Genomic DNA, 19,062 nt, shown 5'->3' with positions numbered 1-19,062 from the left:
GGCGCCTACCCCTGCACCGGGCGCAGGCCGCCGGGCGCCGCGGTCCACGCCCGGCCGCAGCCGCAGCGCAGGTCGGCGGGCAGCCGCTCCCCGCAGGTGCAGGCCCAGCCGATCACCCGGCCGGGATTGCCGACGACGAAGCCGTGGTCGGGCACGTCCCGGGTGACCACGGCGCCGGCGCCGACGAAGGCGTGCCGGCCCACCGTGACCCCGCAGACGACGACGACGCCCGCCCCCAGCGTCGCGCCCTCGCGCACCAGCGTCGGGGCCAGCGCGTCGCCGGTGCGGGTGATGTGCGCCCGGGGGCGGAGGTCGTTGGTGAAGATGACGCCGGGGCCGAGGAAGACGTCGTCCTCGACGGTCACGCCGTCGAAGACCATCACCTGGTTCTTGACGGTGACGCGGTCGCCGATGACCGCGCCGCCCTCGACGAAGGCCCCGCCGCCGACGTTGCAGTCGCGGCCGACGCGGGCGCCGGGCAGGACGTGGGCGAAGGCCCAGACCCTCGTGCCGTCGCCGACGTGCTCGCTCTCGCACAACCCGGCCGGGTGCACGAAGACGGCAGAGATCCCCCCTGTGGCGCGCATGCCTCATCCCCCGATTTCGCCAGCGCAGCGTCTGCGGTTCCCGCCGTGGCCTGAGGAGCAGGCACCGGTGCGGGACGCGTGACCACTATGGCCCGGGGGGCCGGGCGGGGAGCGGAATACCGAGAATTCGGGCACCCCGCAGCAGATTGCTTTGTGACCCCTCTCACGCTGCCGAGGTCAGAAGATCACCGTGCGGTCACGGCGGCGCTCGCGATCAGGGCCGGAGGGCCTTCTCCTCCGGCGTCGCCAGGGTGAGGACGGCCTCCTCGACCAGCTCGTCCTCCTCCAGCAGGCCCTCGAGCCGGCGCAGCCGCACGGCGAGGTGGTGCTCGACGTCGTCACCCGCCATGTCGACCGCCGCCACCAGGTAGAGCCGGCCCGGGCCGAGGAACTCCAGGTGGAGGTAGGTGACCCGGTCGACGTCGTCGCGCTGCAGCAGCTGCTCGAGGACGTGGGTGCGCACCTCGGGCCGGACGGCCTGGCCCACGAGGAAGCGGCGGTTGCGGTCGATGAGCACGACTGCGACCACGCCCAGCAGCAGCCCGACGAGGATCGAGCCGACGGCGTCCGGGACGGGCGAGCCCGTCACCTGGTGCAGCACCACGCCGGTGCCGGCGATGAGGATGCCGAGCAGCGCCGCCGCGTCCTCGAAGAAGACGGCCCGCAGCGTCGGCACGGAGGTGTTGAGGACGTGGTCGGCGAAGCCGCGGTGCAGCCGGCGGGCGCCCCGCCGGGTCTGCACCACCGCCTGGGTGAACGAGACGCCCTCCAGCACGAAGGACAGCGCCAGCACCACGTAGGCGACGGCGAAGTCGGACGCCTCCTCGGGGTTCCGGAGCTCGGTGATCCCGTGGAAGACCGAGACGACCGCGCCGGCGGTGAAGAGCCCGAAGGCGGCGAACATCGACCACACGTAGGCCTCGCGGCCGTACCCCATCGGGTGCCGGGCGTCGCGGCCGCGCCCGGAGCGCCGGTCGGCCACCAGCAGGAAGATCTCGTTGCCCGTGTCGGCCCAGGAGTGGGCCGCCTCGGCCAGCATCGACGCCGAGCCGGTGACCACGGCGGCGAAGGACTTGGCGACCGCGATGAGCAGGTTGGCCAGGAAGGCGATGACCACCGTCCGCAGGCTCTCACCGCCAGCTGGCGCCGCGGCGGGGTCGGTCCCGGTCACCCCGACGGGGGACGTCTGCTCCTGCACGTGCCGAGCCTAACGATGCTCCTGAACCCCTCGTCGGCAGTCCGGCGAAAGGTGCCGGCGGTGGTTGACAGCCTCCTGCCAGGTCCGTCCCAGTCCCGGCCCAGGTCCGGCGGCGAGGCTACGGGCTCACCACCACCGACGTCGCGCCCCACGGGTGCCGCGACACGAAGGAGCCACCATGCCCGGAGTCCGCAGGACCGTCGCCGCCGCCACCGGAGCCCTCGCCCTCGGCGTGGGCCTGGGGGTCGCCGGCCTCGCCTCCGCCGCCCCGACGCCCACCCCGTCCGCCAGCCCGTCCGCCAGCAGCTCGCCCTCGACCGGCACGTCCGGGACGCCGGGCGACCACCGCGGCGGCCCGGGCGGGCGGCACGGCGACCGCGACGGCCTGGCCTCGGGGCTGGCCGGGAAGCTGGGGGTCGAGCAGTCCGCGGTCGAGACCGCGCTGCAGGACTACCGCGAGGCCAACCGCCCGACGACCCCGCCCGAGCCGGGCACGAAGCCGGCCGCGCCGGACGACGCCGCCCTGGCGAAGGCGCTCGCGAAGGCCCTCGACAAGCCCGAGGCCGACGTCACGAAGGCCCTCGCCGACCTCCGCGGCGAGCGCGACGCCGCGCGCGAGAAGGCGGTCGCCGACAGGCTGGCGGAGGCGGTCACGGCCGGGACCCTCACCCAGGCCGAGGCGGACGCCGTGCAGAAGGCCGCCGACGCGGGGATCGTGCACGTCGGGCGCTGACCCCCGCCCTGGTTCTGCAGACGCAGTGGGGCTCCGAGGGCCCCGGACGGGGCCTCTTGGTCCACTGCGTCTGCGTTCTCAGGGTCAGCCCTCGAAGACCGCGGCCAGGGCGGCCGCCCGGGGGCTGGCCAGGACGTCCTCCAGGCTGAGCGGCTCACCCGTCGGACCCGTCAGCGGGACCCGCCAGTTGGGGTACTCGTCCGTCGTCCCGGGCTGGTTCTGCGCCTGCCGGTCGCCGACCAGGTCGGTGAGGGCGACGCAGAGCAGCCGCGCCGGGGTCAGGGTGAGGAAGCGGTGGAGGGCCTCGATCATCTCCTCCTCCCCCGCCCCCTCGGTCATCAGCCCCGTCCGGACCAGCGCCTCGGACCAGGCCCGCCGCTCCTCCGTCGCCGCGGCCAGCTCCTCCTCCAGCGGCCGGGTGAGCACGCCGAGCCGGTCGCGCAGCCGGACGTGGTCCCCGGCCAGGTAGGCCGCCGTCGGGGGCAGGTCGTGGGTGGTGACCGAGGCCAGGCACAGCTCGCGCCAGCGCTGCGGGGGCAGCGGCTTCCCGTCGCCCTCCCAGTCGAACTCGAACCACAGGATCGACGTGCCGAGGATGCCCCGGGCGCTCAGGTGGTCCCGGACCCAGGGCTCGACGGTGCCGAGGTCCTCCCCGACCACCAGGGCCTCGGCGCGGTGCGCCTCCAGCGCGAGGATCCCGATCATCGCCTCGTGGTCGTAGCGCACGTAGGTGCCCTCGGTCGGGCCGAGGCCGGCGGGGATCCACCACAGCCGGAACAGCCCGATGACGTGGTCGACGCGGATCCCGCCCGCGTGCCGCAGGATCGTCGACACCATCGCCCGGAAGGGCGCGTAGGCCGTCTCGGCCAGCCGGTCCGGGCGCCAGGGCGGCTGGCTCCAGTTCTGGCCGTTCTGGTTGTAGGGGTCGGGCGGGGCGCCCACGGTGATGCCGCGGGCGTAGTCGTCCTGCAGGCTCCAGGCGTCCGCCCCGGCCGGGTGCACGCCGACGGCGAGGTCGTGCATGACGCCCAGCGCCATCCCGGCCCGCAGCCCGGCCTGCTGCGCGGCGGCGAGCTGCTCGTCCAGCTGCCACTGCAGCCAGCACTGCAGCTCGACGGCGCGGGCGTGCTCGGCGGCGAACTCCTGGACGGCCGGCGAGCTGGGGTGCCGGTAGCGCTCGGGCCAGCCGTCGACGGTGGCGCCGAGCTGCTCCGACAGGACGGCCCAGGTCGCGAAGTCCTGCAGGCCGCGGCCCTCGCGGCGGCGGTAGGCCTGGAAGGCGAGCTCTCGGCCCGGTGTCCGGGGCACGTCGAAGACCAGCTCGAGCGCCGCGCGCTTGGCCGTCCACGACCGGTCGCGGTCGATCGGCGCCGGTCCCCCGCCATCGACGGCCGGGGCGGCCTCGGCCCGCAGCGCGTCGACGCGGCGGCGGACGTCCTCGTCCGCGGCCGCGTACTCGGGGATCCGCTCCACCCGCAGGTAAAGCGGGTTGGTGAAGCGGCGCGTGGTGGGCAGGTACGGCGAGGGCTCCAGCGGCGCCACGGGCTCGGCGGCGTGCAGGGGGTTGACCAGCACGTAGTCGGCGCCGTGCTCGGCCGCCGCCCAGACGGCGAGGTCCTCGAGGTCGGCCAGGTCGCCGACGCCCCACGACTGCGCCGAGCGGACGCTGTAGAGCTGCGCCGCGACGCCCCAGCCCTGCCCGGCCAGCCGGGCGGGCAGCTCGAGGCGGCGCGGGGTCACGATCAGCGTCATGGCGGACGGGGCGCTCCCCGTGCGGGCGCAGAGCCGGTGGTAGCCCAGCGGCAGGTCGACGGGCAGCGCGACCTCGAGCTCGACGACGGGGCGGCCGTCCACCTGCCGGGTCGCCCCGGACTGGGGCGGGAGGGGCAGGTCGCGGCGGTCCCCGGCCTCCAGCTCGAGCCAGAGGTCGAGCGTCCCGCCCTCCGGCACGTGCACGGCCACCGTCGCCGGCTCGCCCTCGCGCAGCGCCCGGCAGGCGGGCAGCACCCGTCGCCACGGCGCGACCTCCTGCGCGGCCAGGGCGGCGGCCGCGGCCTCCGGCGTGCCGGCGTCGACGCCGAGCGCGGCCAGCACCGCCACCAGCGTCGCCGGGGCCACCGTGACGTGCCGGCCCTGCCAGTCCCAGTACTCGGTGGCGATGGCGAAGGCCTCGGCGAGGGCGTGCAGCGTCGGGTCGGGGGTCGCGTCGTGATCGGCCATGGCTCCATCCTCGCGGGTGCCGGCCGCGGGCTGCGTCCGGGCGGCGGCGCGTCGGCCGACGGCTCAGCTGCAGCCGGAGAGCAGGCCCAGCAGCACGGTAAAGGTGCGCGAGGGACTGCTCAGCGACGTCCAGGTCGTCTCGGGGGCGAGAGCGGGGAAGGACTCGCGGCGCTGCAGCACGGCGGTGCCCGAGCCGGTGCCGAGCAGCCCGGGCGTCAGGACGTAAGAGGTCTGCGTGGCCGGCACGGACACGGTGGCGGTCCGGGTGCCCGCGACGAAGACCAGGTCCAGCGCCCCGCTGCCCGTGGGCCAGGTGAAGGTGACCGTGCCGAGACCGCCCGTGCAGCTGAGCGCCGGCGGCGGCGGCACGGTGTAGGAGGTCAGGCTCGCGCTGGTGGCCGGCGCGGCGTCGGTGAAGGCCGCGGCGGTGTCGGCGGGCCGGAGCGCGGGCAGCAGCACCAGCCCGACCAGCAGGACGGCGAACGGGGGCCCGGCCGACCCGCGGCGCTCGACCGCGCCCGAGCGGGCCTCCGGAGAGCGGCCCGACGGGGCGGGCGGGGCCGGGTCGGCCCGGCGCCGGGCCGCCGTCGGGGCGGCGGCGCGACGGGCGCCACGGCCCGCCCGGACCCGGGGCACCGCGCGAGCGGACGACCCGGTCCCGGCGTCGGCCGGCGAGCGCGCGCCGCGGAAGGCCCAGGCCGCCCCGACGCCCACGAGGAGACCGCCGAGGAAGGTGGCGGGCCGGCTGCTCAGCCAGGCGACGACGTAGCCCGCCCGCGGGACCGAGGCGATGACCCGGTCGGCCTCGGTCACCGGGTAGGCCTGGGCGTCCTCGACGTCGTTGGCGTCCCCGCGCAGCCGCAGCACGGCCGTGTCACCGGCCCGGCTGAGCCCGACGACCCGGTGGGTCACCCGCCGTCCGGCGGCGTCGGTCACGCTCACCACGTCGCCCACCGCGAGCGCGGTCGCCGGCACCGTCCGGGCCAGGGCCAGGGACCCCGTCGGGATCTCGGGCCCCATCGAGCCGGACCGGAAGACCAGCGGGCGCAGGTCGAGCACCGCGCCGGCCAGCACGACGAGCACGCAGAGCACGCCCGCGACGGCCCCGAGCGTGAGCGCGCTCTCCCGCGCGGCGGCGGTGAGCCGTCGGGACGGGGGTGCGGGAGCGGGGAGGACCACGGCGGCTCAGGTGTTGGTGGCGCTGAAGGTGAAGGTGTAGCTGCCGGTCTGGGACTGCAGGCCCGTGCCCGCGCTCGCCGGCAGGGTCGCCCGGAAGCAGAGGGCCTCGCTGGCGCCGGCGGCGAGGGTGCGGGGGCTGGCCAGGCTGGCGCTCGCGACGGTGGACCCGGCGGCCGATACCGTGGCCCCGGTGCCGCAGGTGGCCTCGTGCACCACCAGTCCGAGGGCGGGGCCGAGCGTCGCCGAGCTGCCGGCGACGGTCGCGCTGGAGAGCGTGTAGGTGAAGGGCAGGGTGCCGGCGTTGTACACCTTGAGGGTCCCGTCGACGGTCGAGCCGGGCTTGAGGGACGTCGCGGTGAAGGTGCTGAAGCCGAAGGCGTCCGTGCCCGTCGAGCTCCCGCTCGCGCCCAGCCGGATGTCGATCGAGCCGGTGCTGAAGGGACCGCTCGTCGCCGTCGAGTCGTCGGTCCAGGCGGCCAGCGTGCCCACGGCCCCGAGCCCGAGGACGCCGCCGGCCGCCAGCAGCACGCGGACCCGGTCACGGGTCCGGGGTGGGGTGTCAGCTCTCATGGTCGTGACCTCCAGGATCGGGACGGTGCCGGACGGCCCAGCCGCCCAGCGAGACGGTGAGCAGGGCGAGCAGGACGGCGGCCAGCGGGGCCCCGCCGGTGGTGGCGAGACCGCCGGCCGCCCCACGCGACGGGGCGGGGTCGGCGTCGGGCCGGTCGGCGGGGCGCCCCTGGTCGGTGCGGTCGCCCGGCCCGCCCGGGTCGGCGGGACCGCCGCGGTCGGCGGGCGCGTCGGGCTCCGGCGCCGCGGGATCGGGACCGCCGGGTTCCGGGGGCTGCTCGGCCCCCTCTCCCCCGACGCCGGCGGTGGCGGCCAGCCGCACGTGCAGCACGAGCCGGGCGGCGAGCAGCTGCTGGTCGTTGCCGGTGCTCGCGGGCAGCTCGACCCGGACCCGCACGGGGACGGCCCGGCCCGGCGGCAGCAGGGTCGCGGCGCCCGCCGGGACGGCCCGGCCCTCGACCGCCGTGGAGGTGACCAGCCCGCCGAGCAGCAGGTCGTCCCCCGCGCCGGTGACCGCGAGGTCGAGCCGGGCGGGCTCGGTGCTCTGGTTGCGGGCCCAGAAGCGGGCGTCCACCCGGTCCCCCGGCACCCAGAGCCGCGCCGGGTCCAGCAGCGGCCGGCGCAGCGTGGCCGACCACCGGCGGCCGTCCTCGCTGAGCTCCAGCCCGGGGCCGGACGCCGAGGCCGACGGCACCGGCGTCGCGGCCACCAGCACCGCCGCCAGCGCCAGCAGGGCCAGCACCCGGCGGGCACCGCCCGCGGTCACGACGCTCCCTCCGCCGCCCGGCGGCGGGCGCCGTCGCGCAGCTCCCCGGCGAACATCACGAGGGCGTAGAGGACGAGCAGCCCTGCGCCGGCCCCGACGGCGACCAGCCGCCGGTCGCCAGCCAGCCAGCCGTTCACGTGCCCCAGCCACGGGACGCCGTAGACGACCTCGCCGCGGACCTGCACGGCCCGCACCGGCTCCCGGTCGTCGGCGCCGTTCGCGTCGCCGCGGGTGGTGAAGGTGCGCTCGCCCCGGGTGCTGGTGCCGACCGCGACGACCCGGTGGGTGACGACGGCGCTGCGGCCCGAGGCCACCTGGTAGGTGATGACGCTGCCCAGCCCGATGGCCTCCGGGTCGACGGGGCGGGTGACCACGAGCGACCCCGGCGGGTAGCCCGGGCGCATGGAACCGGTGAGGACGCTCCAGGCCTGGCCGCCGAGCAGCCGCGGCACGACGACGGCGACGGCGAGGACGGCCAGCAGGAGCAGCAGCGCGCACCAGCCGAGGACGGCGCCGAGGAACGACCACCAGCCGGGGCGGGTGGCCGCCGCCGTGCGGCTCACGCGACCTCCGCCCGGAAGGTGAGGACGACGGTGCTGGTCAGGGCCTGCAGGGTCGACGGCGCCTGTGCCGCCAGGCCGACGCGGACGCAGACGACCTCCCGCGCGCCCGGCGCCAGCACCCGAGGCGCGCTCGGGGCGGCGGAGCCCAGCGGGGCGTCGACGAGCGGGGTCCAGGCCGGGGCCGCCGCGTCGGGGCCCGACGGGCAGGCCGCGGTGGTGGGGACGGGGGTGAGGACGAGCCGGAGCGCCGCCCCCAGCCGCGGCTCGCTGGCGGTGGCGCCGGCCAGCACGTGCCGCAGGGGCACCGACCCGGCGTTGGCGAGCACCAGCGGCGCCTGGCCGTGGTGGCCCGGCCGGAGCCGGCCGGCCTGCAGCTGGTCGAACCGGTACGCCGACACCTGCGTCACGGCGTCCCCGGTCAGCAGGGAGAGCTCGCCGCTGCGCACGACCCCGCCGTCGAGGTCGGCGCTGTCCACCCAGGACGCGCCCGTCCCCGCCGTCGACCACCCGGTCACGACGAGGAGGGCGGTCGCGGCGACGACGACCAGGAGGCGGACCCGGCGCACGGTCGGGTCAGCGCGGGCTCTGCTGCAGGACCAGCTCGAGGTCGGCGAGGTCGAGGTCCTGGAGCTGGGTCACGTTGGTCGAGGCCTCGTCGAAGGCGAGGGTGACCACGGTCTGGACCGTCTGCCCGTCGTTCGCCTCCGTGATGGTCGGCACGAGCGCGCCGCCCACCCGCACGGCCGTGGTGATGGCCATGTCGGCGAGCAGCTCGGCGTCGCCGGTGACCGAGGTGGGGTCGGCGGTGAGGGTCGCGCTGAGGTTGTCGCCCTTGGCCAGCACGGTGGCGCCGACGGTGTAGGTCAGGGTGTCCCCGGGGACGACCAGGAAGCCCGCGATGTCGGTGATGACCGTGCCCGCGCCGCCCGCGGAGACGTCGCGCCAGACGCCGGCCGTGGCTCCGGTGATCTTGAGCTCGCCGGAGGCGACGGCCCCGCCGTCGAGGGACTCGGTGTCGTTCCACAGGGCGTAGGTGCCGGCTCCGCCGAGCAGCAGGGCGGCGGCGGCGGCGAGCGCGGCCGCGCCCTTGGCGGTCTTGTTCATGGGTCTCCTCGGAGGTCGTCGTGCTGGTCGATCCCCGAGTGCCGGCCGGGCCGACGGCGCGCGGCTCCCGCGTGCAGTGGGAATGCTAGGCGGGAATTCCTCGCGAAACCAAGCAGAAAAGGGCCTTCTAAATTACTTTCTTCTCCGAATTAGTGATCATTTCTGCGGTCTCAGGAATAACAACCCGAAGGGCCCCGGCACCAGGTCCCGGTGCCCTGGGACGATGGTCCCGACGAGAGAGGGGGCAGGCGTGCGACCTGCTGTGGACCGCGACGACCTGGGGGCCTGGCTGCTCAAGGCCAACCCGGCCGTCTGGGACCTGCGCGGCTTCCTGGACGCCGGGGAGCGACGGCTCACCTCCTGGGCCGTCCGGCCGGGCTACCGCAGCGCGCTCATGCGGCCGGACGACCGGGTGGTCTTCTGGGTGTCCGGCGACGGGCGCAGCGGCTTCGAGCGCGGCATCTGGGGGCTGGGCGCGGTGCTGGCCCCGGCCGAGCCCTGGCACGACGCCGAGCGCGGCTTCTGGACCGACGAGGGCTCCCGGCACGGCGTCCGGGCGCGCGTCGAGGTCGACGTCCGGCTGCTCGAGGAGCCCGTGACGGCCGCGTCGCTGCGGGCCGCGGGGGTCCTCGACCTCGAGGTGCAGCGCCAGCCGTTCGCGGCCAACCCGTCCTTCGTCAGCACCGCCCAGCTGGCCCGGCTCGCCGAGCTGCTGCCCGACTGGCCGGTGCCCGCGACCGGTGCCGGGGCGGTGGAGCGGTGAGGGTGGTCGTGCTGTCGGACACCCACGCGCCGCGGTTCTGGAAGGGCTGCCCGCCCGCGGTCGCGGAGCACCTGGCCGGCGCCGACGTCATCCTGCACGCCGGCGACGTCTGCACCCCCGACGTCCTGGACCTGCTGGCGGGCTACGCCCCGGTGCACGTCGTCCGGGGCAACAACGACGGGGCCGAGATCGCGGCCTGGGGCGCCCCCGAGACCCTGCAGCTGGACCTGGCCGGGGTGCAGGTGGCGATGATCCACGACAGCGGCCCCAAGGACCGCCGGACGGCGCGGATGCGCCGCCGCTTCCCCACCGCCGACCTCGTCGTCTTCGGCCACTCCCACATCCCGATGGACGTCACCGGCGACGGCGTCCGGGTCTTCAACCCCGGCTCCCCCACCGACAAGCGCCGCCAGCCCCACCGCACCCTGGGCCTCCTCGACCTCGCCGACGGCGAGATCCAGAACGCGGAGATCGTCGCCCTCCCCTGACCTGTCAGACGCCCGTTGACCCAGAGGTCAACTCACGTCTGACAACTCGGCCCGGGTGCCCACGTCGGCACCCACCCGACCGACGCAGCACCTCGCGCCGGCGCCTGGACGACCGGAGGGGCAGGACACGCTCTTCGTCCTGCCTCGGAGGGAGGAAGGCGCCCGATCAGAGCGAGGGGCGCGACCGAGCGGAGCGAGGTCCATCAACCACAGAGGTCAGAGACCCTCATCCACCTCGGTCGCCGCCAGCTGCCCGCAGGCCCCGTCGATCTCGCGACCGCGGGTGTCGCGGACGGTGACGGGGACGCCCTTGGACTCCAGCCGGCGGACGAACTCGTCCTCGTCGCGGCGACGGGAGGCGGTCCACTTGGAGCCGGGCGTCGGGTTCAGGGGGATGAGGTTGACGTGCACCCAGCCCCAGTTGCCCCGGCGGCGCAGCACCTTGGCCAGCAGGTCGGCGCGGAAGGCCTGGTCGTTGATGTCGCGGATGAGGATGTACTCGATGGAGACGCGGCGCTTGGTCGTCCGGGCGTACTCCCAGGCGGCGTCGACGACCTCCTCGACGTTCCACCGGGTGTTGATCGGCACCAGCTCGTCGCGCAGCTCGTCGTCGGGCGCGTGCAGCGACAGCGCCAGCGTGACGGGGACGCCCTCCTGGGCCAGCTGCTGCATCCGGGGCACCAGGCCGACGGTGGAGATGGTGATGCCACGGGCGCTCATCCCCAGCCCGTCGGGGGCCGGGGTGGTGAGCTGGCGGACGGCGCCGACGACGGCCTTGTAGTTGGCCAGCGGCTCGCCCATGCCCATGAAGACGACGTTGCTCACGCGGTCGCGCGCACCGGGGTCGGCACCGGGCGGCGGCCCGCCGGCGATCTCGCCGCGGTCGAGGCGGCGGGCGCCGTCGACGACCTGCTCGACGATCTCGGCGGTGCTCATGTTGCGCTGCAGCCCGCCCTGGCCGGTGGCGCAGAAGGGGCAGGCCATGCCGCAGCCGGCCTGGCTGGAGACGCACATCGTCACCCGGTCGGGGTAGCGCATGAGGACGCTCTCCACCAGGGCGCCGTCGTGCAGCCGCCACAGCGTCTTGACGGTGGTGCCGGCGTCGGCGAGGGAGGTCTTGACCGGGTTGAGCAGCGTCGGGAGGAACTTGGTGGCCAGCTGCTCGCGCAGGGCGGGCGGCAGGTCGGTCCACTCGGCGGGGTCGGTCCGCAGGCCCTCGAAGTAGTGCGAGGACAGCTGGCGGGCCCGGTAGGCGCGCTGGCCCTCGGCCTCGAGCGACTCGCGGCGCTCGGCGGGGGTGAGGTCGGCCCAGTGGACCGGGGGCTTGCCCCGGCGGGGCGCGGTCATGACCAGCGGCAGGGTGCGTGCGGGGGACGCGGCGGGAGCGGGGGCTCCCGCGGCGGGGGGCGGGGTGCTCATCCGCCGGGAACCAGTACGTACATGATGAGCCAGGCTACCGGGGCCGAGATGAGGAGCGAGTCCAAGCGGTCCATCACCCCGCCGTGACCGGGCAGGAACGAGCTCATGTCCTTGATGCCGAGGTCGCGCTTGATGAGGGACTCGACGAGGTCGCCGCAGGTGCCGACCGCGACCAGGCAGACGCCGAGCAGCACGCCCACCCAGACCGGGGCCTCGAGGCCGTAGACGGCCATCAGCACGGCGGAGACGATGCCGAACAGCATCGAGCCGGCGAAGCCCTCCCAGGACTTCTTGGGGCTGATCCGCGGCGCCATCGGGTGCTTGCCGAACAGCACGCCGGCCACGTAGCCGCCGGTGTCGTTCATCACGACGACGAGCAGGAAGAGGATCATCCGGGCGACGCCGTCCTCGGGCGCGGCCAGGATGAGGGCGGCGAACGAGCCGAGCAGCGGCACGTAGGCGATGATCAGCATGCTCGCGGCGGTGTCGCGGACGTAGCCCTCGGCCCCGCCGCGCATCCGCCAGACCAGGCTCGCGATCACCGTCAGGGCCAGCGCGGCCAGCAGCACGCTGGTGGTGGAGAACACGACCGGGCTCTGCCGGCCCGCCAGGTAGGAGCCGATGGCGATGGCCACGCTGCCGATGACGATCGGCACGACGGCCGCCCGCATGCCGACCCGGCGCAGCGCGTTGTAGAGCTCGACCGACGCCAGGGCCAGGGCCAGGGCGATCAGCAGGACGAACCCGAAGCGCCAGAAGACCAGGGTGAGCACCACGTAGGCGCCCAGCCCCAGGCCGACGGCGAGGGCCTGCGGCAGGTTCCGCCCGGCCCGGCCGTGTCCGGGCGCGGTGGGTGCGCCGCCACCGCCCCCGGTGGTGGGGGGCGGGGCCGGGGTGCCGGTCACCGCGGTCTGCTGCCGTTCACGAGATCAGGTCCGACGCGCGCTCAGACGGCGAGCAGGTCGGCTTCCTTGTGCTTGAAGAGGTCGTCGACGGCGTCGGTGTGCTTCTTGGTCGAGGCGTCGAGGACCTTCTCGGCCCGCACGACCTCGTCCTCGCCGACCTCCTTGTCCTTGACCATCTTGTCGAGGGCGTCCTTGGCGGTGCGGCGCGCGCCGCGGACCGAGATCCGGGCGTCCTCGGCCTTGGTCTTGGCCAGCTTGATGTACTCCTTGCGCCGCTGTTCGGTGAGCTGGGGCAGGGTGACGCGGATGGTCTTGCCGTCGTTCGACGGGTTGACGCCGAGGTCGGAGTCGCGGATCGACTTCTCGATGGCGTTCACCGACGACTGGTCGTAGGGGGTGATGAGGACGACCCGCGCCTCGGGCACCTGGAAGGTGGCCAGCTGCTGCAGGGGGGTCTGGGCGCCGTAGTAGTCGGCCGTCAGCTTGGCGAACATCGCCGGGTGGGCCCGACCGGTGCGGATGGCCGCGAACTCCTCCTTGGCGTACTCGACCGCGCTGGCCATCTTGGTCTCGGCGTCGCGGATGATGTCGGAGATCACGGGTCTCGCTCCTTCGGTCGTGGCGGGACCCGGCGGCGGGTCCCCGGGCGTGCGGCGTGCGGGGCGTCCGCGCTCAGGCGTGGACGGTCGTACCGATCTTCTCACCCGCGCACACGCTGACGATCGTCCCGTCGGTGTCCAGGCTGAAGAAGATCAGGGGCAGGCGGTAGTCGCGGGCCATGCTGATGGCCGTCGCGTCGGCGACCTTGAGGTCGCGCGCCAGGTAGTCGTCGTAGGTCAGCTCGTCGAACTTGACGGCGTCCTCGTGCCGGTTGGGGTCGGCGGAGTAGACACCGTCGACGCCCTGCTTGCCCATCAGCAGCACCTCGGCGCCGATCTCCAGCGCGCGCTGGGCGGCGACGGTGTCGGTGGAGAAGTAGGGCATCCCGGAGCCGGCGCCGAAGATGACGACGCGGCCCTTCTCCAGGTGCCGCTCGGCCCGGCGGGGGATGTAGGGCTCGGCGACCTGGCCCATGGTGATGGCGGTCTGCACGCGGGTCTGGACGCCCTCCTTCTCGAGGAAGTCCTGCAGCGCCAGGCAGTTCATGACGGTGCCGAGCATGCCCATGTAGTCGGCGCGGTCGCGGTCCATGCCGCCCTGCTGCAGCTCGGCGCCGCGGAAGAAGTTGCCCCCGCCGACGACGATCGCCACCTGCACGCCGCTGCGGACGACGGTGGCGATCTGCCGGGCCACGGAGGAGACGACGATCGGGTCGACGCCCACCTGGCCGCCGCCGAACACCTCCCCGGAGAGCTTGAGCATCACGCGCTTGTACGGGCCGGCCGTCGCGGGCGCGGCGTCGGTCGTGGGAGCGGGGCTGGTCATGGGTCTCCTGGTCGGGTCGGCGGCGGGGGCAGCGAACGGCGCCACGACTGCGGGCAGTCGTGGCGCCGGTCGGTGCTCAGCGGTGGTTCCCGCGGGCGTCAGGCGCCGGCGGCCTCGAAGCGCGCGAAGCGCTTCAGGGTGACCCCGGCGGCGGCGAGCTGCTTGCCGACCGAGGTCTTGTTGTCGGTGACCGACGGCTGGTCGAGCAGCACGACGTCCTTGAAGAACGCGTTCACCCGGCCCTCGACGATCTTGGGCAGCGCCTGCTCGGGCTTGCCCTCCTCCTTGGCGGTGGCCTCGGCGATGCGGCGCTCGTTCTCCACCAGGTCCGCCGGGACCTCCTCGCGGCTCAGGTACTGCGGGCGCATCGCGGCGATCTGCATCGCCGCGGCGCGGGCCGCGGACTCGTCGGTGCCCTCGTACTCGACGAGCACGCCCACCTGGGGCGGCAGGTCGGAGGCCCGGCGGTGCAGGTACACGACGGTCTGGCCGTCGAAGTACGCAGCGTTGGAGACCTCGAGCTTCTCGCCGATCTTGACGGCGAGCTCGCCGACGGCGTCGCCGACGGTCTGGCCCGAGGGCAGCGCGGCGGCGTTGGCGGCGTCGACCGAGTCGGCCTTGGTGGCGGCGACGGCCTGGACCGCGGCGTTGGCCAGGGTCTGGAACTCGTCGTTCTTGGCCACGAAGTCGGTCTCGGCGCCCAGCTGGAGCAGCGCGCCGTCGACCGAGACGACCAGGCCGTTGGTGGCGGAGCGCTCGGCGCCCCGCTTGGCCGCCTTGGCCTGGCCGTTCACCCGCAGGAACTCGACGGCCTTCTCGTAGTCGCCGTCGCTCTCGGTGAGCGCCTTCTTGCAGTCCATCATCCCGGCGCCGGTGGCGTCGCGGAGCTTCTTCACGTCAGCGGCAGCAATGGTTGCCATGCGTTCTCGTTCCTCGTCTTCCGTGTGTGGTGCGGTGGGGACGTCCGGGCCGGTCGCTCAGTTGGCGACGGGCTGGTCGTCCTGCTGCTCGACGTCGACCTGCGCGTCGGCGGAGGCCTCGGCCTCGACGGCCGCCTCGCCGGGCTGCTCGGAAGCGGGCACCGGGGCGGCGTCGTCCGCCGGGGTGGCGTCGGGCTGCGCCGGGGCGGTCTCCTGCGAGGCGCCCAGGAGCTCGCGCTCCCAGTCGGGCATGGGCTCGGCCGGGTTGGTCGCCGCGGCCTCGCCGCCGCCCTGGGCGCCGGAGCGGGCCACGAGGCCCTCGGCCACGGCGTCGGCCAGCACGCGGGTCAGCAGCGCGACCGAGCGGATGGCGTCGTCGTTGCCCGGGATCGCGAAATCGACCAGGTCGGGGTCGCAGTTGGTGTCGAGGATGCCGATGACCGGGATCCGCAGCTTGCGGGCCTCGTCGACGGCGAGGTGCTCCTTGTTGGTGTCGACGATCCAGACCGCCTGCGGGGTCTTGCCCATGTCGCGGATGCCGCCCAGGGTCTTCTCGAGCTTCTCCATCTCGCGACGGAAGCCGAGCAGCTCCTTCTTGGTGAAGCCGGAGCCGGCGACGTCGTCGAAGTCCATGCCCTCCAGCTCCTTGAGCCGCTGGACGCGCTTGATGACCGTCTGGAAGTTGGTGAGCATGCCACCGAGCCAACGCTGGTTGACGTAGGGCATCCCGACCCGGGTCGCCTGCTCGGCGATGGTCTCCTGCGCCTGCTTCTTGGTGCCGACGAACATGACCTGGCCGCCGCGGGCGACGACGTCCTTGACGAACGCGTAGGCGCTGTCGATGTAGGTCAGCGACTGCTGCAGGTCGATGATGTAGATGCCGTTGCGCTCGGTGAAGATGAAGCGACGCATCTTGGGGTTCCAGCGACGGGTCTGGTGCCCGAAGTGGACGCCGCTCTCGAGGAGCTGGCGGGTGGTGACGACGGCCATGGCCGTATTCCTTTCCTTACCGGCCTCCGCTGGGGCCGGCGTGCGGTTGGCTCGGTGCCGAGCTCTTCGGCACCCCTGATGCCCGGCACGGCACCAGCTCGGCGGACCGAGACCGGAGGCGCCGCCCCACCGGTGGCGGGACGCGGGCATGCGAAGTCAGCCCTCGCGGGCTGCTGCCCCGAGTCTACACCGGGCGGGCGGCCCGGCCGGCCCGCTCGCTCCCCGCCTGGACCCGCTCGGAACGGGTGCGCCAGGCTGGGTCCGTGACCACGACGACGACGCCGACCACGACGCCCGCGACCGACCCCGCGCTCCCCCGTCCGGAGTACCCGCGCCCCCAGATGGTGCGCTCCCGCTGGCTCTGCCTCAACGGGAGCTGGGAGTTCGAGGTGGACCGCTCCGACTCCGGCCTGGAGCGCGGCCTGCTCGAGCGCCCGCTCGCCGGTGCGATCACCGTCCCCTTCGCCCCCGAGTCGGAGGCCTCCGGCGTCGGCGACGTCGACTACCTCGGCGCCGTCTGGTACCGCCGGACCGTGGCGGTGCCGGCGGAGTGGGGCGACGCGTCGGTGCTGCTGCACCTCGGCGCCGTCGACCACGACGCGACCGTCTGGGTCGACGGCACCGAGGTCGTCCGGCACCGCGGCGGCTTCACCCCCGTCACCGCCGACCTCACCGGCCTGGCCCGCGGCGGCCAGGAGGTGACGGTCGTCGTCCGCGCCCGCGACCCCAAGGAGGGCCCGCAGGCGCGCGGCAAGCAGTCGGTCCGCTACGCCAACCGCGACTGCCACTACACCCGCACCACCGGCATCTGGCAGACGGTGTGGATGGAGCCGGTCCACCCCGTCCACCTGCGCCGGCCGCGGGTCACCCCGCAGCTGGCCAGCAGCAGCTTCGCCGTGACCACCCCGCTGTCGCGGAACCTGCCCGGCAGCCGGGTCACCGCGGTGCTCTCCGACGCGGACGGCGAGGTGGCCCGCGCCGAGGTCGCCGCCGACCTCGACCTGGCGCCCTCCCTCGTGCTGGCGGTGCCGGAGGACCGCCGGCGCACCTGGTCGCCGGAGGACCCGCACCTCTACGACCTCGAGCTGGTGCTCACCGGGCCCGACGGCGAGCTGGACCGGCTGCAGAGCTACGCCGGCCTGCGCTCGGTCGCCCTCGACGGCGACGCCGTCCTGCTCAACGGCCGGCACGTCTTCCAGCGCCTGGTGCTCGACCAGGGCTACTGGCCGCAGAGCCTGATGACCGCGCCCAGCGACCAGGCCCTGGTCGACGACATCCGGCTGGGGCAGGAGGCCGGCTTCAACGGCGCCCGGCTGCACCAGAAGGTCTTCGAGGAGCGCTACCTGCACCACGCCGACCGGCTGGGCTACCTGGTCTGGGGCGAGTTCGCCGACTGGGGCGCCGGCGGCCACGGCGTGCCAACCGACCACCAGCAGCCGACGGCCAGCTTCGTCACCCAGTGGCTCGAGGCGCTCCAGCGCGACCACAACCACCCGGCGATCATCGGCTGGTGCCCGCTGAACGAGACCTACCAGCCGCTCGGGGACCGGGTCACCCAGCTCGACGACGTCACCCGCGCGATGTTCCTGGCCACCAAGCTCGCCGACCCGTCGCGGCCGGTGCTGGACGCCTCCGGCTACTCCCACCGGGTGCTGGAGACCGACATCTGGGACAGCCACAACTACGAGCAGGACCCGGCGGCCTTCGCCGAGCAGGTCGGCGGGCTGGCGGAGGGCCGCGGCTACACCAACGTCCACGACGGCGCCACGATCTCCCAGCCGCACCGGGGCCAGCCCTACTTCGTCAGCGAGTTCGGCGGCATCTGGTGGAACGCCGAGATGGCCGCGGCCGACGCCGTCCAGCTCGGCCGGGAGACCTCCTGGGGCTACGGCCAGCGGGTGGGCGACGAGGAGGCGTTCTACGTCCGCTTCGCCGGCCTGGTCGACGCGCTGCTCGACGACCCGGGCATGTTCGGCTACTGCTACACCCAGCTCACCGACACCTTCCAGGAGCAGAACGGGATCTACGACGAGCGCCGCCGGCCGAAGTTCGACACGCCGCGGCTGCACGCCGTCCAGACCCGGGCGGCGGCCTACGAGGCGCGCTGAGGGCGCGCCGCACGGCGCAGCGTCGTTGCCGCACCGGGTCGGGCGCGGTTAACCTCCGCCCATGCGAGCAACGGTCCGCGACGTCGCGCGCCGGGCCCAGGTCTCGCCGAAGACGGTGTCGAACGTCGTCAACGGGACGTTCCCGGTCAGCCCGGAGACCCGTCAGCGGGTCGAGGACGCCCTGCGCGAGCTGGACTACGTGCCGAACCTGTCGGCCCGCGGCCTGCGCAACGGGCGGACCGGGGTCATCGCGGTGGCGCTGCCGGACCTCAGCACCCCCTACTCCGCCTCGATCACCCGTGCGTTCGTGCAGGCGGGTGCCGTCCGCGGGTTGACGGTGCAGATCGAGGAGTCGGCGGGCAGCGTCGAGCGGGAGGCCCAGCTGCTCTCCCGCGCCCGCTCCCACCTCATCGACGGGCTCGTGCTCAACCCGGTGCTGCGCGAGACCTCCGCCGTCCAGCCGGGGATCTCGCTGCCGCCGGTGGTGATGATCGGGGAGGTCGAGCAGCCCGCCGTCGACCACCTGTGGACCGACAACGTGGCGGCGCTGCGCGAGCTGACCGGGCTGCTCGTCCAGGAGGGGCACCGCCGGATCGCGCTGCTGGGCGGGATGCCCTCGGCCAGCTACCAGCTGCGGCGGCAGGGCTACCGCGAGGCGCTCACGGAGGCGGGGCTGCCGCTGGACCCGGAGCTGGAGATCCCGGTGCACGGGTGGACCTCCGCGGCCGGGGCCGACGGCGTGCGCGCCCACCTGGCCCGGCACCCGCTGCCCGACGCGCTGGTCTGCTGCACCGACACCCTGGCGATGGGCGTGCTCAGCGCCCTGTGGGCCGACGGCCACCGGGTGCCCGACGACGTCTCGGTGGTCGGCTACGACGACATCCCCGAGGCGGCGTTCACCGTGCCCCCGCTGACCACCGTGCACTTCGACAGGCGGGCGGTGGCCGAGGCCGCGCTCGACCTGCTGGCGCGGCGCATCAACGACCCCGGGCACCCCGCCACGAGCACCGTGCTGCCGCACCGCGTGGTGCGCCGCGCGAGCACCCGGGCACGCTGAGAAACGGCTGGGAAACGATCGAGCGTTTCTCTTGTCGGCGCTAGTACAACGATGTAACGTCCTCCCC

General features: G+C 74.7%; 20 protein-coding genes. 5 read left to right on the top strand and 15 right to left on the bottom strand.

Features of this window, described 5'->3' with window-relative positions:
- Positions 1 to 5 precede the first annotated feature (5 nt).
- Positions 6 to 587: an acyltransferase gene (locus tag JOF54_RS17450; protein ID WP_210058119.1), complete on the bottom strand. Its 582-nt coding sequence runs from the start codon at positions 585 to 587 to the stop codon at positions 6 to 8.
- Between the two features lie 214 nt (positions 588 to 801).
- The gene (locus tag JOF54_RS17445) at positions 802 to 1,785 is read right to left on the bottom strand and encodes a cation diffusion facilitator family transporter (RefSeq protein WP_307804325.1); all 984 of its coding nucleotides are present in this window, start codon (positions 1,783 to 1,785) and stop codon (positions 802 to 804) included.
- Between the two features lie 178 nt (positions 1,786 to 1,963).
- Between JOF54_RS17445 and JOF54_RS17440 the strand changes: the two genes are divergently transcribed.
- A complete protein-coding gene (locus tag JOF54_RS17440; RefSeq protein ID WP_210058117.1) occupies positions 1,964 to 2,518 on the top strand; it encodes a hypothetical protein in 555 nt (184 codons plus the stop codon).
- Positions 2,519 to 2,602: 84 nt separating this feature from the next.
- Here the strand turns inward: JOF54_RS17440 and malQ are convergent, their stop codons facing one another.
- From malQ to JOF54_RS17405, 7 genes are all read right to left on the bottom strand, one after another.
- Positions 2,603 to 4,738 (bottom strand): 4-alpha-glucanotransferase, encoded by a 2,136-nt coding sequence (gene malQ / locus JOF54_RS17435; protein ID WP_210058115.1) that lies wholly within the window; start codon positions 4,736 to 4,738, stop codon positions 2,603 to 2,605.
- Between the two features lie 63 nt (positions 4,739 to 4,801).
- The gene (locus tag JOF54_RS17430; RefSeq protein ID WP_210058113.1) at positions 4,802 to 5,917 is read right to left on the bottom strand and encodes a S24/S26 family peptidase; all 1,116 of its coding nucleotides are present in this window, start codon (positions 5,915 to 5,917) and stop codon (positions 4,802 to 4,804) included.
- A 6-nt stretch (positions 5,918 to 5,923) separates the two neighbouring features.
- Positions 5,924 to 6,487: a SipW-dependent-type signal peptide-containing protein gene (locus tag JOF54_RS17425; protein ID WP_210058111.1), complete on the bottom strand. Its 564-nt coding sequence runs from the start codon at positions 6,485 to 6,487 to the stop codon at positions 5,924 to 5,926.
- A complete protein-coding gene (locus JOF54_RS17420; protein ID WP_210058109.1) occupies positions 6,477 to 7,253 on the bottom strand; it encodes a hypothetical protein in 777 nt (258 codons plus the stop codon). The genes JOF54_RS17425 and JOF54_RS17420 overlap by 11 nt, the downstream gene beginning before the upstream one ends.
- The gene (locus JOF54_RS17415) at positions 7,250 to 7,816 is read right to left on the bottom strand and encodes a signal peptidase I (RefSeq protein ID WP_210058107.1); all 567 of its coding nucleotides are present in this window, start codon (positions 7,814 to 7,816) and stop codon (positions 7,250 to 7,252) included. The genes JOF54_RS17420 and JOF54_RS17415 overlap by 4 nt, the downstream gene beginning before the upstream one ends.
- Positions 7,813 to 8,382 (bottom strand): hypothetical protein, encoded by a 570-nt coding sequence (locus JOF54_RS17410; protein WP_210058105.1) that lies wholly within the window; start codon positions 8,380 to 8,382, stop codon positions 7,813 to 7,815. The genes JOF54_RS17415 and JOF54_RS17410 overlap by 4 nt, the downstream gene beginning before the upstream one ends.
- 7 nt (positions 8,383 to 8,389) lie before the next feature.
- The gene (locus JOF54_RS17405) at positions 8,390 to 8,920 is read right to left on the bottom strand and encodes an alternate-type signal peptide domain-containing protein (protein WP_210058102.1); all 531 of its coding nucleotides are present in this window, start codon (positions 8,918 to 8,920) and stop codon (positions 8,390 to 8,392) included.
- A gap of 250 nt (positions 8,921 to 9,170) precedes the next feature.
- Here JOF54_RS17405 and JOF54_RS17400 point away from each other — a divergent pair, with 250 nt between their 5' ends.
- Both JOF54_RS17400 and JOF54_RS17395 read left to right on the top strand, forming a co-directional pair.
- Positions 9,171 to 9,683, top strand: a complete 513-nt coding sequence (locus JOF54_RS17400; protein WP_210058100.1) for an EVE domain-containing protein — start codon at positions 9,171 to 9,173, stop codon at positions 9,681 to 9,683.
- An 8-nt stretch (positions 9,684 to 9,691) separates the two neighbouring features.
- Positions 9,692 to 10,171, top strand: a complete 480-nt coding sequence (locus tag JOF54_RS17395; RefSeq protein ID WP_307804324.1) for a metallophosphoesterase family protein — start codon at positions 9,692 to 9,694, stop codon at positions 10,169 to 10,171.
- 216 nt (positions 10,172 to 10,387) lie between these two features.
- Here the strand turns inward: JOF54_RS17395 and rlmN are convergent, their stop codons facing one another.
- From rlmN to rpsB, 6 genes are all read right to left on the bottom strand, one after another.
- Positions 10,388 to 11,590, bottom strand: coding sequence for a dual-specificity RNA methyltransferase RlmN (gene rlmN / locus JOF54_RS17390; protein WP_210058081.1), 1,203 nt, complete (start codon positions 11,588 to 11,590; stop codon positions 10,388 to 10,390).
- Entirely contained in the window at positions 11,587 to 12,495 is a 909-nt protein-coding gene (locus tag JOF54_RS17385; RefSeq protein ID WP_210058078.1) for a phosphatidate cytidylyltransferase, read from the bottom strand. Before JOF54_RS17385 ends, rlmN begins: the two co-directional genes overlap by 4 nt.
- 41 nt (positions 12,496 to 12,536) lie before the next feature.
- Positions 12,537 to 13,091 (bottom strand): ribosome recycling factor, encoded by a 555-nt coding sequence (frr, locus tag JOF54_RS17380; protein ID WP_210059675.1) that lies wholly within the window; start codon positions 13,089 to 13,091, stop codon positions 12,537 to 12,539.
- A 76-nt stretch (positions 13,092 to 13,167) separates the two neighbouring features.
- Positions 13,168 to 13,920: a UMP kinase gene (gene pyrH, locus JOF54_RS17375; RefSeq protein ID WP_210058076.1), complete on the bottom strand. Its 753-nt coding sequence runs from the start codon at positions 13,918 to 13,920 to the stop codon at positions 13,168 to 13,170.
- A gap of 98 nt (positions 13,921 to 14,018) precedes the next feature.
- Entirely contained in the window at positions 14,019 to 14,840 is an 822-nt protein-coding gene (tsf, locus tag JOF54_RS17370) for a translation elongation factor Ts (RefSeq protein ID WP_210058074.1), read from the bottom strand.
- A 57-nt stretch (positions 14,841 to 14,897) separates the two neighbouring features.
- Positions 14,898 to 15,830, bottom strand: coding sequence for a 30S ribosomal protein S2 (rpsB, locus tag JOF54_RS17365; RefSeq protein ID WP_210058072.1), 933 nt, complete (start codon positions 15,828 to 15,830; stop codon positions 14,898 to 14,900).
- Between the two features lie 263 nt (positions 15,831 to 16,093).
- Here rpsB and JOF54_RS17360 point away from each other — a divergent pair, with 263 nt between their 5' ends.
- Both JOF54_RS17360 and JOF54_RS17355 read left to right on the top strand, forming a co-directional pair.
- Entirely contained in the window at positions 16,094 to 17,938 is a 1,845-nt protein-coding gene (locus JOF54_RS17360; protein ID WP_307804323.1) for a glycoside hydrolase family 2 protein, read from the top strand.
- Between the two features lie 61 nt (positions 17,939 to 17,999).
- On the top strand, positions 18,000 to 18,995 hold the full coding sequence (locus tag JOF54_RS17355; RefSeq protein WP_210058070.1) for a LacI family DNA-binding transcriptional regulator: 996 nt from the start codon (positions 18,000 to 18,002) through the stop codon (positions 18,993 to 18,995).
- Positions 18,996 to 19,062 lie beyond the last annotated feature (67 nt).

The sequence above is a fragment of the Microlunatus capsulatus genome, from assembly GCF_017876495.1.
GTDB lineage: Bacteria > Actinomycetota > Actinomycetes > Propionibacteriales > Propionibacteriaceae > Microlunatus > Microlunatus capsulatus.
The sequence above is the reverse complement of the archived record's forward strand: the minus strand, read 5'-3'. Positions and strand labels throughout refer to the sequence as shown.